The organism is Amycolatopsis sp. NBRC 101858, assembly GCF_030269325.1.
In the GTDB taxonomy this organism is placed as follows: Bacteria; Actinomycetota; Actinomycetes; order Mycobacteriales; family Pseudonocardiaceae; genus Amycolatopsis; species Amycolatopsis ponsaeliensis.
In genome coordinates this window covers 442,528-456,114 of record NZ_BSTD01000006.1, presented here as the reverse complement: position 1 = coordinate 456,114, position 13,587 = coordinate 442,528, and the positions used below count along the sequence as shown (strand labels likewise).

Here is a 13,587-nt window from a genome sequence, read left to right as displayed (position 1 = left end):
ACCGTGAAACCCCTTCTTCGTGGAGAATTTTCCAAGGCTGCCCCGCGAACCACGGAAGTGCTGGTCGTGGGCATGCGAAAGGGGCGGGTGCACCTGCACCCGCCCCTTCGGCAGAGAACTGTCAGCTGGCGTACGCGCGGAGCCGGTCCGCGCGCTCGCCCTGGCGGAGCTTCGACATGACCTCGCGCTCGATCTGGCGGACGCGCTCGCGGGAGAGCCCGAAGTGCTTGCCGATCTGGTCGAGCGTGCGGGGCTGGCCGTCGTCGAGGCCGTAGCGGAGGCGGATGACCTGCTGCTCGCGGTCGTCCAGCGTCGACAGGACCCGGCGCAGGTCGTCCTGCAGCAGGCTCGAGATCACGGCGCTCTCGGCGTCCGTTGCCTCGGAGTCCTCGATGAAGTCGCCCAGCGGGGCGTCCTCCTCGGTGCCGACCGGCATGTCCAGGCTTACCGGGTCACGCGAGTGGTCGAGCAGGTCCGAGATCTTGTGCGCCGGGATGCCCGACTCGGCCGCCAGCTCCTCGTGCGTCGCGTCGCGCCCGAGCTGCTGGTGCAGGTCGCGCTTGATGCGGGCCAGCTTGTTGACCTGTTCCACCAGGTGGACCGGGAGCCGGATGGTGCGCCCCTGGTCGGCCATCCCCCTGGTGATGGCCTGGCGGATCCACCAGGTCGCGTAGGTCGAGAACTTGAACCCCTTGGAGTAGTCGAACTTCTCCACCGCGCGGATCAGGCCCAGGTTCCCCTCCTGGATCAGGTCGAGCAGCGGCATCCCCCGGCCGGTGTAGCGCTTGGCCAGCGAGACCACCAAGCGGAGGTTGGCCTCCAGCAGGTGGTTCTTGGCCACGTGCCCGTCACGGACCAGGGCGGACAGCTCCTTGCGGCGCTTCGGGGTGAGGTTCTCCCCGGTGTCCAGCATGTGCTGGGCGAAGACGCCGGCTTCGATGCGCTTGGCGAGCTCGACCTCGTCGGCCGCGGACAGCAGCGCCGTCTTGCCGATGCCGTTGAGGTAGACACGCACGAGGTCGGCGGCGGGGCTCTGGGCGTCGAGGTCGGCATCGGTGAGCGCCCCCACGCCCAGCGGCTGCTCCTCGGACACCTGAGCCGGGATGCGCTCGCGAATCCCGCGCGACTCGCGTTCGAGAGTCTGGACTGACATTCTGCCTCCCCGGTCACGGGCTGAACGTGTTGCTGCGGTCGTCCCACCGGGTGCGTACCCGCGGACCGGGGCCTGTGGAACCCGGTACGCCGGTCCGGCCGGCTTGGCTGGACATCTGGCACAACGCTCCGGGTTTCCAAAACGTTCCCGGCTCGCCTGAAAAGGAGACGGCTGCCGGCGCGCTCCGGTTGCTCCACCATTGCTGAGCTTTTGCTGAGAACGGTCCGTGACCGGAGAACCTGAGAATCCGATGTGAATCGGGTCAGGGCTTGAACCCTTCCGAGGTGGTCTAGACCTCTACGAGAACCGTGAACGGACCGTCGTTGACGCTCGAGACCGCCATCATCGCCCCGAAACGGCCCGTCGCGACGGTCGCGCCGCGGCCGCGCAGCTCGGCCACGACGGCGTCCACCAACGGCTCGGCGACCTCCGGCCGGGCGGCCTGCGTCCACGACGGCCGGCGCCCTTTCTTCGTCTCGCCGTAGAGCGTGAACTGGCTCACCACGAGCAGCGGCGCATTCGCCGTGGCGCATGATTCCTCGTCGCGCAACACGCGCAGCTCGTGCAATTTGCGCGCCATCGCGGCGGCCTTCGCCGCGTCGTCGCCGACGTGGATTCCCAGCAGCACAAGCAAACCCGGCTCGGCGATCGCCCCGACGACCTCGCCGCCGACCGTCACGTCCGCCCGTGTGACCCGGGCCGCGACCGCCCTCACCGGCCCGCCGGGACGAGCATCCCGTGCCGGACGAGCTCCCGGACGACGGGCAGCGCGGCGGCCGCCAGCTCCGCCGCGTCCATGCCCTGCGCGGCCGCCAGCAGCTCGATCAGGTCCTCCAGCGGCAACGCGCCGCGGCAGCCCGCGAGCAGCCGCGCGGCCAGGTCGTCGACCTCGTGCTGCCAGCCCGGCCCGTCGGTGCGGTGCAGCCGCCGGACGGTCGTCGCCCAGCCTTCGTCGCCGGGTTCCTCGACGCTTTCCAGCAAAACCGTGTCCGGGACCACAAAACGGACATCGAGTAACGAATCTCCCGATTCTCGCAGCCATTCCACGCGGTCGAGCCAGCCGGAAGCTTCCGGGCCCAGCGGGTCGTCGTAGGCCTGCCGCAGGTCCTCGCACACCACGGTCGGTGTCCGCCCGGCCGCGCGGCGCAGCGTCACGAAGCCGAAGCCGATGCCCCGGACGTCGTTCGCGGCGAACCAGTCGAGCCACGCCGCCGCCTTCGCGCGGCCTTCGGGCGAGCGCGGGTCGAGGCCCGCGTCCCGCAGCCAGGTGCCGACGTAGAGCGCCGGGTCGGCGACGTCGCGCTGGACGAACCAGGCGTCGGTCTCGGCGGGCAGCCAGCGGCTCACCCGGTCGGCCCAGTCTTCGCGGCCGGTGTGCAGCCACGAGGCGAGCAGCTGGCCGACGCCGCCTTCGTTGAGGAAGCCCGGCAGCTGGCGGATGACCAGGGCGCTCGCGTCGTCGCCGGCCAGCCCGGAGTCGCGGTAGGTGTAGTCCACCCGGGCCGGGCCGACCACGAACGGCGGGTTGCAGACGACCTGGTCGAACTTCCGCCGCGCGACCGGCGCGAACCACTCGCCGCGCACGAGCTCGACGTCCAGCTCGTTCAGCCGGAACGTCGCCGCGGCCAGGGCCAGGGCCCGCGCGGAGACGTCGGTGGCGGTGACGCGCTGGGCGTGCCGGGTCGCGTGCAGCGCCTGGACGCCGTTGCCGGTGCCCAGGTCGAGCAGGGTGCCGACGGGACGCCGGCTGGTCGCGCGGATCAGCGACAGCGACGCGTGGCCGACGCCGAGCACGTGGTCCTCGGGCACGGTGGTGCCGAGCACGTCGGCGTCGAGGTCGGAGACGACCCACCAGGAGCCTTCTTCGTCACCGTGGGGGCGGATGTCGAGTGCGGCGCGGTAGCCGTCCTGGACCGCGCTCAGCACGCCCGAGGCGACGGCGTCTTCCGGCGTCAGCGGGGCGAAAGCGGCCTTGACCGCGGTCTCCGGCTCGACGCCGCCCAGCAGGAACAGCCGGATCAGCGTGCCCAGGTCGCCCGCGTCCCGGCTCGCGCGCTCGGCCGGCACCGGCTCGCCGCGGCCCAGCGCCGCGTGCGCGGCCCCGCCGAGGGCGGCCACCACGCCGTCGGCGTCGTAGGAGGTGCGCCGGAAGGCCTCGCGCAGCCGCGCGCAGACGTCGTCGGACAGGTCGGGCAGTACGCTTCGCGTGCTCACGGTGGGTAATGCTGCCACGATGGCCCCTGTGACCCTCGAAGACGTCCTCACCCCGCTCGACGCGGCGCTGCCCGAGCTCGAAGCGCTGTACATCGACCTCCACCGCCATCCCGAGCTGTCCTTCGCCGAGACCCGCACGGCGGCCGAGCTGGCCCGGCGGCTGGAGCACGACGGCTACGAGGTGCACACCGGCATCGCCGGTACCGGCGTGCTGGGCGTCCTGCGCAACGGCGAGGGCCCGACGGTGCTGCTGCGCGCCGACATCGATGCGCTGCCGGTCGAGGAGAAGACCGGGCTGTCGTACGCGAGCACCGCGCGCGGCACCGACGAGCACGGCAAGGACGTCCCGGTCATGCACGCGTGCGGCCACGACATGCACGCCACCTGGCTCTCCGGCGCCGCGGCGCTGCTCGCGAAGGGCCGCGACACCTGGTCCGGCACGCTGCAGGTGGTCTTCCAGCCGGGGGAGGAGGGCGCGGGCGGCGCGGTCCGGATGGTCCGCGACGGCCTCTTCGACCGCGCCGGCGCGCCGGACGTCGTGTTCGGCCAGCACCTGGTGCCCGGCCCGGCCGGCTGGGTGCTCACCCGGCCCGGCGTGATCATGGCCGCGACCGACACGCTGCGCATCACCCTGCACGGCCGCGGCGGCCACGGGTCGCGCCCGGAGACGACCGTCGACCCGGCCGTGCTGGCCGCGTCCGTGGTGCTCAAGCTGCAGACGATCGTCTCGCGCGAGATCGCCGCCACCGACTCGGCGGTGGTCACCGTCGGTTCGCTGCACGTCGGCACCGCGAGCAACGTCATCGCCGACGACGCCGTGCTCGAGGTGAACGTCCGGTCGTTCGACCAGGCCGTCCGCGAGCGCGTGCTGGCCGCGGTGGAACGGATCGTCAACGGCGAGGCCGCGACGGCCGGCGCGCCGAAGGCGCCCGAGATCGTCCGGTCCGGCTCCTACCCGATCACCGAGAACGACGAAGCCGCCAACGACGCGCTCACCGAGGTCTTCCGCGGCCACTTCGGCGCCGACGTCGTGCTGCCGGCGCCGCTGGTCACCGGCAGCGAGGACTTCAGCGAGTTCGGCCGCGCCGCCGGCGTCCCGTCGGTGTTCTGGCTGGTCGGCGGCTTCGACCCGCAGACGGTCATCACGGCGATGACCGAGGGCCGGTTCGAGCGCGACATCCCGTCCAACCACTCGCCGCGCTTCGCCCCGGTGCTGCACCCGACGCTGCGCACCGGTATCGAGACGCTCGTCGCCGCGGCGCTCAGCCGGTTGTCCCACCCAGCTGACGCATGAGCGCCGCAGGTGGGACGATGGGCCGTGGAGGTGGTGCAGTGACCATGCCCGCCAACGACTCGGACCCGGTGCTGATCACCGGGGCGGCCCCGTCGTACGAAGAGCAGTTCAAGGCGCGCAAGCGCAAGTACGTGATCATGATGGCGTGCCGCGTCCCGTGCCTGATCCTCGCCGGGCTGACCTACCACACGTGGTGGCTGGCGCTCGGGTTCCTCGCGATCTCGGTGCCGCTGCCGTGGATCGCGGTCCTGATCGCGAACGACCGCCCGCCCCGCAAGTCCGAGCACGTCTCGACCTACCAGCACGAGGCGAAGGCGATCGAAAGCACCAGCCACCGGGTCATCGACGGCTGAGGGTCACCCCGGCTGCGGGCCCACCTTCCCGACGGCCAGCGCACCCAGGCGCGTCCCGTGGCGCAGGACGTCCACAGTGGACTCTTTCGCCAGCCAGCCGGTGAGCACGCCCGCGTCGAAGGCGTCTCCCGCGCCGGTCGAGTCGAGGCACTCGGCCTTGACCGCGGGCACGCTCGTGACGCCGCGGTCGTCGACCCAGCTGGCGCCGTCGAGGCCGGCGGTCACCACCACCGCACCGACCGTGCCGAGCAGCTCCTTCGCCGACGCCGGGTCCGCCGAACCCGTCAGCGCCACCAGCTCTTCGGTGTTCGGCATCAGCAGGTCGACGCCGCGGACGTCGTCGAGGAACGCGGCCGGATCGGTGATGTGCGCGGCGGCCTGCGGGTCGACCGACGTCGTGAGACCCCGTTCGCGAGCCGCGGCCAGTGCCGCCAGGCCCGCGGCCCGCGACGGCGGGTCCAGCAGCACGTACCCGGACAGGTGCAGGTGGCTCGCCCCGGCCAGCGACTCGGGAGTGACGTCCTCCGGGGCGAAGCGCTGGTTCGCGCCGCGGTCGGCGAGCATGCTCCGCTGCCCGGAACCGTCGACCATCACCACGACGCAGCACGTCGGCGCCTCGGGGTCGACCGCGAACGCGCACCGCACGCCCGCCGCCTCCAGCTCGGCCCGGATCAGCCGGCCGCCCGGGTCGTCGCCGATCCGCGCGAGCAACGTCGTCTCCGCGCCGAGGTGCCGCAGCCACAGCGCCGTGTTGGCGCCCGAGCCACCGCCGGTGAAGCGGATCTTCGCGCGGGCGTCACCGCCGTGCGGCAACGGCTTGTCGTGCCGGGCGATCACGTCCAGGGCCGCGTCGCCGACCACCACGATCCCGTTCATGCGCACACCTCGCTGACGCTCGGTGCGGCCTGACCGGCCGGCGCAGTGTTCATTGATTCACTCGCAAGCTCGCTCATCGCAGCGCCACCGCCACCTCGGTCGCGAGCTTCGCGTTGTTGAGCACCAGGGCTTCGTTCGCGTCGATGCTCACGCCCGCGCTCGCGGTGTGGAAATGCTCCAGCAGCACCGGCGTCACGTCCGCGCCGTGCACGCCCCGCTCGGCCACCAGCGCGAGGCCTTCGGCGAGCAGCCGGTCGTGCAGTTCTTTGTCCATTTCGGACGCTTCGGGGATCGGGTTCGCCAGCAGGACGCCGGAATCCGCGTACGCGCGGTGCGCGGCGACCACGGCGGCGGCCTGCCTCGGGTCGTCGACCCGCCAGCCGACCGCGTGGCCGGACGAGCGGAGGTAGAACGCCGGGAAGTCGTCGGTGCGGTACCCCAGCACCGGGACCGAGTTCGTCTCCAGCACCTCGAGCGTCGCCGGGATGTCGAGGACCGACTTCACGCCGGAGCAGACGACCACCGTCGGCACCTTCGCCAGCACGCCGAGGTCCGCGGAGACGTCCCACGACTGCGCCGCGCCGACGTGCACGCCGCCGAGCCCGCCGGTGGCGAACATCCCGATGCCGGCCGCGGCGGCCAGCGCCGACGTGCTGGCCACGGTCGTCGCGCCCGAGCGGCCGAGGCCGACGGCCGGGCCGAGGTCGCGCAGCGACAGCTTGTCCAGGCCGGCGTCCGGCGCGCAGACGCGCTCGAGCTCGGCGGGGGAGAGGCCGATGACGACGCGGCCGTTGAGCACCGCGATGGTGGCCGGGACGGCGCCGCCGTCGCGCACCACGCGCTCGAGGCGGCGGGCGACGTCGAGGTTGCGGCCCGGCGGCAGGCCGTGGGACAGGATGGTGCTCTCCAGCGCGACGACGGGGTGCCCGTCACGCAGCGCCGAGGCGATCTCTTCGTGCAGGTGGAGTGGGGTGGTCACGAGGAACCATCATCGGTGATCGGGTTGCTCCCGGCGCCAGTGGGTCAGCTCGGCGGTGAGGTTCTTTGCCGCGGCGGTCGCCCAGCGTGCCCGCGCGGCTTCGCTGCGGTAGAGCGTCCTGCTCAGCATGCCTTCGAGGACGGCGATGCGGCCGGCGCGCCAGACGTCGTCGGGGTACTTCGCGTACTCGTCGCGCACGGCCTTGGCATAGGCGGCGTACGTCGCTTCCGGCGCGCCGAGGATGGCGAGATCGGCGTCGAGGAGGGCGGTGGCGAGGAGGTCGTCGGCCGGGGCGTCGTGCTTGATCGTGGCGAGGATGAGGCCTTCGACCCGGTCGATGTGCGCTTCGGCGGCCCCGTCCAGGGCTTCGCGGGCCCACGCCGCGCTGGCGCGTTCGTCTTCGCCGGGCTTCGCGTCGTACACGACGTCGTGCGTCCACGCGGCCGCGGCGACGATCGCGCGCTCGACGTCGCCGAGGCCCTCGGCCAGCCAGGCGGAGTCGCGCGCGACCGCGGCCGCGTGGTCGAGCGTGTGGTAGCGGCGGTGCGGTTCGCCGTAGCGGGCTTCGAGGCCGGCCCGGGGTACGCCACCCAGCGCGGTGACGGCTTCGGCCCACTTCACGGGAACGTCCAGCGCGTCGGCGTGCCCGCGAAGTCCTTCTCCCGCAACCCGAACGCCTTCTCCGGCCGCAGCCGCATCGAGGCGTTGGCGGCGGGGTCGAGGAAATCTTCTCCGTACGCCGTCGAGTACTTCTCGTTCATCGCGGCGAGGAACCCGCGCAGCGCGTCCGGATCGGTGACGATCTCGGCCGTCCCTTCGACGACGACGGGTTCGTACGGGTCGTCCGTCGCGATCGACACGGCCGAACCCGTGGCGATGTTCCGCGCCTTCGCCGACCGCCGGGACGAGGAGAACCACAACACCTCGCCGGTCCACACGGCCCAGACCGGCATCAGGTGCGGGCGCCCCGCCGGCGTGACGGTCGCCAGCCAGAAGTCGTGCGACTCCCGCAGCCGCGACTGCGCCCACGACCAGGGCAGCAGCCCCGAACGATCGGCCGCGATCCCGTAGCCGGGCATGTGCGGGCGCTCCGCGCGGGGCGTGGTCATCAGTCGAAGATGCCGCGCGGCCGGGCGACCTGGTCGAGCCAGTCGTCGAGCTGCTTCTCCCAGTTCACGTCCGGCTTCATCGTGAACATCCCGAGGAAGTCCTGCCCGCGGCCGCCGAAGCCGCCGGTCTTACTGACCCGGACGTTCTTGGTGACCTCCAGGACGACGTCCGTGCGGCTCGAAGACGCCAGGAACGTCACCGCGAGCTGGGAGAACACGCTCGCGAAGCGCGGCGAAGGCGTGAAGCGGATCTCTTGGAAGAAGGGCAGCTGCTGCTGGGCGCCGTTGATCCGGCCCTGCTCGAGGATCGCCTCGCGGAAGGTGAAGCCGATCCGGCTCAGCGCGTCGAGGACCCGCTTCTGCGCGGGGAGCGGCTCGATCGCGACGGCGTCGGCGTCGAAGGGGTCGGACACGGCCGCGGCCAGGTCCAGCTCGGCCCGCACGCCGACCGCCATCCCGGTCAGCGGCTTGGCGTAGACGCTCGTGACCGGCGTCTCCCACGGCAGCGGCACCTCGAACGGCAGGCGCACCTGCTGCCCGGCCCGGATCGTCTCGGCACCGACCAGGTGCTGGGAGCCGAACGGGAGGTCTTCGGTCTTGTCCGTGCCGGGGACCTGGACGCGGGCCAGCAGCGTCACGGCGAGGCCCTTGATCTCCTGGTCGACCTCGCCGCCGGCCAGCAGCACCTCGCCGTGCAGGGGACGGCCGGGGGAGGCGGTCCGGTCGAGCAGGCGGGCGTCGATCTTCGCCCCGCCCGAGCCGAACGTCGCGAGCACCTTCTGGAACATGCCGCAGATCCTGCCAGGTCGAGGGGCTTTCGTACGAGCTTCGGCGGGACTCGGGCACAATGGGCGAGTGAGCACCGAGACGCTGACGAAGCCGGAAACCACGCCCGAGGGCACGGACACCACCGACGACGACACCCCGAAGATGTTCCACTACGTGAAGAAGAACAAGATCGCCGAAAGCGCGGTCATGGGCAATCACGTGGTGGCGCTCTGCGGTGAGGTCTTCCCGGTGACGAAGTCGCCGAAGCCCGGGTCGCCGGTCTGCCCGGCCTGCAAGGAGATCTTCGACGGGCTGCGCCCGGGGGAGTGACCCCGGCCCCGGACCCCGGCTGACGGTCGTCGGCCGGGGTTCCGCGCTGTCCGGAAAGGGACAGATCCCCGGGACAAACGTGAAAACCCTTCATAAGACGGGTGCGCGCGGGGTGGGTGACCTGGTAGATCCAGCGGACCAGGTTCCCTCACCCACCGGAGTCGCACATGCGCAGAACCGGGATCGTCGTCACCGTGGCCGCCCTGCTGACCGTGTTCGCCCCTGCGCTGGCGCAGGCCGTCACGGGCTGGTCGGAGGTCGGCCGGGACCAAGCCCGCGCCCTCGACGAGAGCCAGGGGCTCGCCACGATCGTCCGCCCGTCGGGCACCACCATCCGCTACACCGGGATCAGCACCATCCCGGCGGACCTCAACTCGCAGGGCTGGAACCACGTCGGCGACCCGGGCTCGGCCCAGGGCTGGTACGTCGAGCCCTACCAGCGTGACGACCGGGGCGCGAAGCTCTTCCGCGTCCAGGCCCCGGACGGCTCGTGGGCGAACTACAAGCACAACCTCGAGTCGTGGGAGGCGAACAACAACTCGTTCGCCGCGGTGTCGCCGGACGCCCGCTGGCTGGTGGCGGGGGAATGGGGCACGATGGACCGCCTCCTGGTCCACCCGATGCCCGGCGTGGCGGCCACCGACCCGGTGCAGAACCTGCCCATGGCCGGCACGATCCGCCTCGACCACCAGGTCCGCGACGTCCAGGGCTGCGACTTCCAGACGCCAACCCGCCTGCTCTGCGCCTCCGACGACCCGGACGGCAGCCTCTTCGGCACGACGAAGCCGCTGCTGCAGGTCGACCTGGCGGGCCCGCTGTCCGGTTCGGACGTCGCGGGGCACGTGACGTCGCTGGGGCAGCTGCCGCTGCGAAGCGGCTGCAGCGGCACCTTCGAGGTCGAGGGCATCGACTTCGACGAGCGGGACAACACCCTGCGCGTGATCGTGATGTCGCCGAGCATCTGCATCCTCTTCGACAGCATGACCTACCGCTTCAAGCAGTAGCCGGGTGATCGAAGGGCCGACTCGCGTGATTGCGGAGCCGACACGCGTGATCAGGCGGACGACACGCCGAAGCTGGTTGAGCCTCGGCGTGTCGTCCCTTCAATCACGCGTGTCGCCCCTCGGATCACGTGTGTCGGCGTTCCGATCACGGCCGCGCGTGTACCCGGATGGCGAACTCGCGTACCCAGGCGGCGAACTCGCGTGCCTGAACGGACGACACGCCGGACCCGAGCCGGGTCCGGCGTGTCGTCCATCGGTGTACGCGTGTCGTCCGCGCAGGTGCGCGTGTCGTCCGGTCAGGCGGTGGGGGCGGGGTCCAGGGACTCCGACTCCGGGGCCTTCGCCGAGGTCCGGCGAGCCTCGCGGCGAGCGTGGCGACGCTCCTTGCGGGTCTCGACCATCGTGTACAGCGTCGGGACCAGCACCAGCGTCAGCAGCGTCGAGCTGACCAGGCCGCCGATCACCACGATCGCCAGTGGCTGGCCGATGAACCCACCCTGGCCGGTGATGCCCAGGGCCATCGGGACCAGCGCGAAGATCGTCGCCGCGGCCGTCATCAGGATCGGCCGCAGCCGGCGCCGGCCGCCCTCGGTGACCGCGTCCGCGACGCTCATCCCTTCCGCCCGGTACTGGTTGATCAGGTCGATCAGCACGATCGCGTTCGTCACCACGATCCCGACCAGCATCAGCATGCCGATCAGCGCCGGCAGCCCGAGCGCCGTGCCGGTCGCCAGCAGCAGCCCGATCGCGCCGGTCGCCGCGAACGGGATCGACACCAGCAGGATCAGCGGCTGGATCAGGCTGCGGAACGTCGCCACCATGATCAGGAACACGATCGCGATCGCGGCCAGCAGCGCCAGGAACAGGTTCGAGAACGCCTCCTGCTGGTCCTGGCTCACACCGCCGAGCGAGTACGACGCGCCGCCGGTGAACGTCAGCCCGTCCAGCTTGGACTGGATGTCCGCGGTCGTCTTGCTCAGGTTGTCCCCGGTGTTCTTGGCCGTGACCGTGGTCGAAAGGTCGCCGCCGGTGCGGTGCACCGACGCCGGGCCGTCCACAGTGGACACCTTCGCGACCTCGTCGAGCCGGACGACACCGGTGGGACCCGGGATCGGCAGGCCCTTCACCTGGTCGACCGTGACCGGTGCGGTGCCGGCCCGCAGCACGACGTCGGTGCGCTGCCCGTCGACCGGCAGCTGCGTCACCGTGCGGCCGGCGATCGCCTGGTTGGCGACCTGGCCGATGGTGCTCGCCGACAGCCCGCGCGCGGCGGCCGCGGCGTCGTCCACCTCGACCTGCACCCGCGGCGAGCCGACCGCCAGGTCGCTGCTCACCTCGGTCAGCCCGGCCACCCCGCCCAGCGCCCGCACGACCTGGTCGGACGCGGGCTTCAACGCGGCCTCCGACGGCGCGGTCACCGTCACCGAGACCTGGTCGGAGTTGAACCCGGACGCGTCCGCGCCGATCTTGATCTCGCCGAGCTCCGGCCGGGACGTCAGCTTCGACCGCAGCCGGTCGGACAGCGCGTCGAGGTCGGTGTCCTTCGCGACGGTGACGGAGATGCTCGTCGACGTCCCGCCGCCGCCGAAGCCGCCGAACGCACCTCCGCCGCCGACGCTGACCTGGTAGGTCTGCACCGCGGGCTCGGCGGCCAGCGCCTGCTCGACCGCCGTCGCGGCCTTCTCCTTCGCCTCGACGCTGGTGCCCGCGGGCAGCTTCTGCGTCATGTTCAGGGTGGTGCCGCCGGACTGGTCGAGGAAGTTCGTGTTCAGGCGCGTCGCGAGCCCGACGGTGCCGGCGAAGATCAGCAGCGCCAGCAGCACGACGGTCAGCCGCCGCTTGGTCGCGAACCGGATCACCGGCAGGTACGCCCGCTGCAGGAAGCTGCGACGCTCCTTCTCGACGGCCGCTTCGCGCGCCCGCTCGGCCTCGATGGCGTCCGCCGGGATCTCCGGCTGCTTCAGGAACCAGTACGCCAGCACCGGAACCACGGTCAGCGACACGAGCAGCGAAGCCAGCAGCGCCACCGTGACGGTGATCGCGAACGGCGAGAACAGCTCGCCGACGAACCCGCCGACGAACGCGATCGGCAGGAACACCGCGACGGTCGTCAGCGTGGACGACGTCACCGCGCCGGCCACCTCGCGGACGCCGTCGAGCACCGCCCGCTGCTTCTCCTCGCCGTACCCCAGGTGCCGCTTGATGTTCTCCAGCACCACGATGGAGTCGTCGACCACCCGGCCGATCGCGATCGTCAGCGCGCCGAGGGTGAGCAGGTTGAGCGACAGGTCGCCGGTCCACAGCGCGATCAGCGCGACCACGACCGACAGCGGGATCGACACCGCGGTGACCAGCGTCGAGCGCACCGACAGCAGGAACAGCAGGATGACGACGACCGCGAACGCCAGGCCCAGCAGGCCTTCGGTGGTCAGGCCGCTGATCGCGTCCTTGACCGGCGTGCCCTGGTCGAACACGACGCTCATCTCGGCGCCGGTCTTCTTCGCCAGGTCCGGCAGCTTGGCGCGGACGGCGTCGGAGATCGCGACGGCATTGCCGTTGTCCACCATGGTGATCGAGAGGCCGAGGCTCGGCTTGCCGTTGGTCCGCGTGATCGACGTCGGCGGCGCGAAGCCGGTCTGGACGTCGGCGACGTCACCCAGCTTCACCGGCCCGCGCGCCGGAGCGCCCGTGCGGGAAGCGCTCGGCGTCAGGTAGAGGTTGCGGAGGGTGTCCACAGTGGTCTGTCCACCGCCGACCTGGACCGACAGCGTCTTGTCGCCTTCGGTCAGCGTCCCGGCCGGGACAGCCGCGCCCGCGGTCTGCAGCGTGGTCGCGATCGAGGCCGGGTCGACCCCGGCGGCGGCCAGCTTCGCGTAGTCCAGCGTGATCGTGACGCGCGGCTGCTGCACGCCCGTGACGGTCACCGTGCGGACGCCGTCGATCTTCCGCAGCTCCGGCGCGACCTGGTCGGTCAGCGCGGGCGCGAGCTGCTGCGGGTCACCGGCCGTGCCCGCGGCGACCAGCACCACCGGCAGGTCGTCGGTGCTGCCGGCGGACACCGACGGGTCGGAGTTCTGCGGCAGCCGGGGCCGGACCTGGTTCACCGCCTGCTGGATCTGCGAGACCGCCGCGTCGAGGTCGGTGCCGAACGCGAACTTCGTGACGACGCGCGAAACCCCGTCCGACGACGTCGAGTTGACCTCTTCGAGGCCCTTGAGCCCCTGCAGCGCGCCTTCGAGGGGCTCGGTGACCTGCCGATCGACCGCGTCGGGCGACGCGCCCGCGTACGCGGTGACGATCTGGGCCTGCGGGAACTGCAGCGACGGGAACAGCTGCTGTTTGATCTGCGGCAGCGCGAAAGCACCGAAACCGACGACCACGAGCGCGAGCAGGCCGATCAGGCTTCGGTTGCGCAGGCTCAATCTGGCCAGCACGGACATGACTCTGGGAACCCCCTCGGGAACGACGCGGCGACCGACGCCGGCGTCAGTGACCCGAGGAGCTTCC

At 71.8% G+C, this 13,587-nt stretch carries 13 protein-coding genes; 4 read left to right on the top strand and 9 right to left on the bottom strand.

Annotated elements, in window-relative coordinates; all coding sequences use genetic code 11:
- Positions 1-121: 121 nt before the first annotated feature.
- From QSK39_RS41255 to QSK39_RS41245, 3 genes are all read right to left on the bottom strand, one after another.
- Positions 122-1,153, bottom strand: a complete 1,032-nt coding sequence (locus tag QSK39_RS41255) for a sigma-70 family RNA polymerase sigma factor (RefSeq protein ID WP_285483241.1) — start codon at positions 1,151-1,153, stop codon at positions 122-124.
- 289 nt (positions 1,154-1,442) lie between these two features.
- Entirely contained in the window at positions 1,443-1,868 is a 426-nt protein-coding gene (gene dtd, locus QSK39_RS41250) for a D-aminoacyl-tRNA deacylase (protein WP_285483240.1), read from the bottom strand.
- Positions 1,865-3,367, bottom strand: a complete 1,503-nt coding sequence (locus QSK39_RS41245; protein WP_285483239.1) for a DUF7782 domain-containing protein — start codon at positions 3,365-3,367, stop codon at positions 1,865-1,867. Before QSK39_RS41245 ends, dtd begins: the two co-directional genes overlap by 4 nt.
- Before the next feature lie 28 nt (positions 3,368-3,395).
- Here QSK39_RS41245 and QSK39_RS41240 point away from each other — a divergent pair, with 28 nt between their 5' ends.
- Positions 3,396-4,661 (top strand): amidohydrolase, encoded by a 1,266-nt coding sequence (locus QSK39_RS41240; protein ID WP_285483630.1) that lies wholly within the window; start codon positions 3,396-3,398, stop codon positions 4,659-4,661.
- A 17-nt stretch (positions 4,662-4,678) separates the two neighbouring features.
- The gene (locus QSK39_RS41235) at positions 4,679-5,014 is read left to right on the top strand and encodes a DUF3099 domain-containing protein (protein WP_502873352.1); all 336 of its coding nucleotides are present in this window, start codon (positions 4,679-4,681) and stop codon (positions 5,012-5,014) included.
- A gap of 3 nt (positions 5,015-5,017) precedes the next feature.
- On the opposite strand, the gene QSK39_RS41230 is transcribed toward QSK39_RS41235, so the two are convergent.
- The 5 genes from QSK39_RS41230 to QSK39_RS41210 form a co-directional block, all read right to left on the bottom strand.
- Positions 5,018-5,890: a carbohydrate kinase family protein gene (locus tag QSK39_RS41230; protein WP_285483237.1), complete on the bottom strand. Its 873-nt coding sequence runs from the start codon at positions 5,888-5,890 to the stop codon at positions 5,018-5,020.
- A gap of 73 nt (positions 5,891-5,963) precedes the next feature.
- Positions 5,964-6,869: a pseudouridine-5'-phosphate glycosidase gene (locus QSK39_RS41225; protein WP_285483236.1), complete on the bottom strand. Its 906-nt coding sequence runs from the start codon at positions 6,867-6,869 to the stop codon at positions 5,964-5,966.
- Positions 6,870-6,878: 9 nt separating this feature from the next.
- Entirely contained in the window at positions 6,879-7,490 is a 612-nt protein-coding gene (locus QSK39_RS41220) for an HD domain-containing protein (RefSeq protein ID WP_285483235.1), read from the bottom strand.
- Complete coding sequence (locus QSK39_RS41215) at positions 7,487-7,978, bottom strand: PPOX class F420-dependent oxidoreductase (RefSeq protein ID WP_285483234.1); 492 nt, start codon at positions 7,976-7,978, stop codon at positions 7,487-7,489. Before QSK39_RS41215 ends, QSK39_RS41220 begins: the two co-directional genes overlap by 4 nt.
- The gene (locus tag QSK39_RS41210; RefSeq protein ID WP_285483233.1) at positions 7,978-8,766 is read right to left on the bottom strand and encodes a sporulation protein; all 789 of its coding nucleotides are present in this window, start codon (positions 8,764-8,766) and stop codon (positions 7,978-7,980) included. The genes QSK39_RS41215 and QSK39_RS41210 overlap by 1 nt, the downstream gene beginning before the upstream one ends.
- A 67-nt stretch (positions 8,767-8,833) precedes the next feature.
- Between QSK39_RS41210 and QSK39_RS41205 the strand changes: the two genes are divergently transcribed.
- Together QSK39_RS41205 and QSK39_RS41200 are read left to right on the top strand one after the other, a co-directional pair.
- Entirely contained in the window at positions 8,834-9,076 is a 243-nt protein-coding gene (locus QSK39_RS41205; protein WP_167379801.1) for a DUF3039 domain-containing protein, read from the top strand.
- 167 nt (positions 9,077-9,243) lie between these two features.
- The gene (locus tag QSK39_RS41200; RefSeq protein WP_285483232.1) at positions 9,244-10,080 is read left to right on the top strand and encodes a hypothetical protein; all 837 of its coding nucleotides are present in this window, start codon (positions 9,244-9,246) and stop codon (positions 10,078-10,080) included.
- Positions 10,081-10,376: 296 nt separating this feature from the next.
- On the opposite strand, the gene QSK39_RS41195 is transcribed toward QSK39_RS41200, so the two are convergent.
- The gene (locus tag QSK39_RS41195) at positions 10,377-13,520 is read right to left on the bottom strand and encodes an efflux RND transporter permease subunit (protein ID WP_285483231.1); all 3,144 of its coding nucleotides are present in this window, start codon (positions 13,518-13,520) and stop codon (positions 10,377-10,379) included.
- Positions 13,521-13,587: the final 67 nt, after the last annotated feature.

What these genes read in the sequence shown, in the direction of transcription:
- QSK39_RS41255 (WP_285483241.1), bottom strand. Translation starts at nt 1,153, where the DNA reads ATGTCAGTCCAGACTCTCGAACGCGAGTCGCGCGGGATTCGCGAGCGC.
- QSK39_RS41235 (WP_502873352.1), top strand. Translation starts at nt 4,679, where the DNA reads ATGGGCCGTGGAGGTGGTGCAGTGACCATGCCCGCCAACGACTCGGAC.
- QSK39_RS41230 (WP_285483237.1), bottom strand. Translation starts at nt 5,890, where the DNA reads ATGAACGGGATCGTGGTGGTCGGCGACGCGGCCCTGGACGTGATCGCC.
- QSK39_RS41215 (WP_285483234.1), bottom strand. Translation starts at nt 7,978, where the DNA reads ATGACCACGCCCCGCGCGGAGCGCCCGCACATGCCCGGCTACGGGATC.
- QSK39_RS41210 (WP_285483233.1), bottom strand. Translation starts at nt 8,766, where the DNA reads ATGTTCCAGAAGGTGCTCGCGACGTTCGGCTCGGGCGGGGCGAAGATC.
- QSK39_RS41200 (WP_285483232.1), top strand. Translation starts at nt 9,244, where the DNA reads ATGCGCAGAACCGGGATCGTCGTCACCGTGGCCGCCCTGCTGACCGTG.
- QSK39_RS41195 (WP_285483231.1), bottom strand. Translation starts at nt 13,520, where the DNA reads ATGTCCGTGCTGGCCAGATTGAGCCTGCGCAACCGAAGCCTGATCGGC.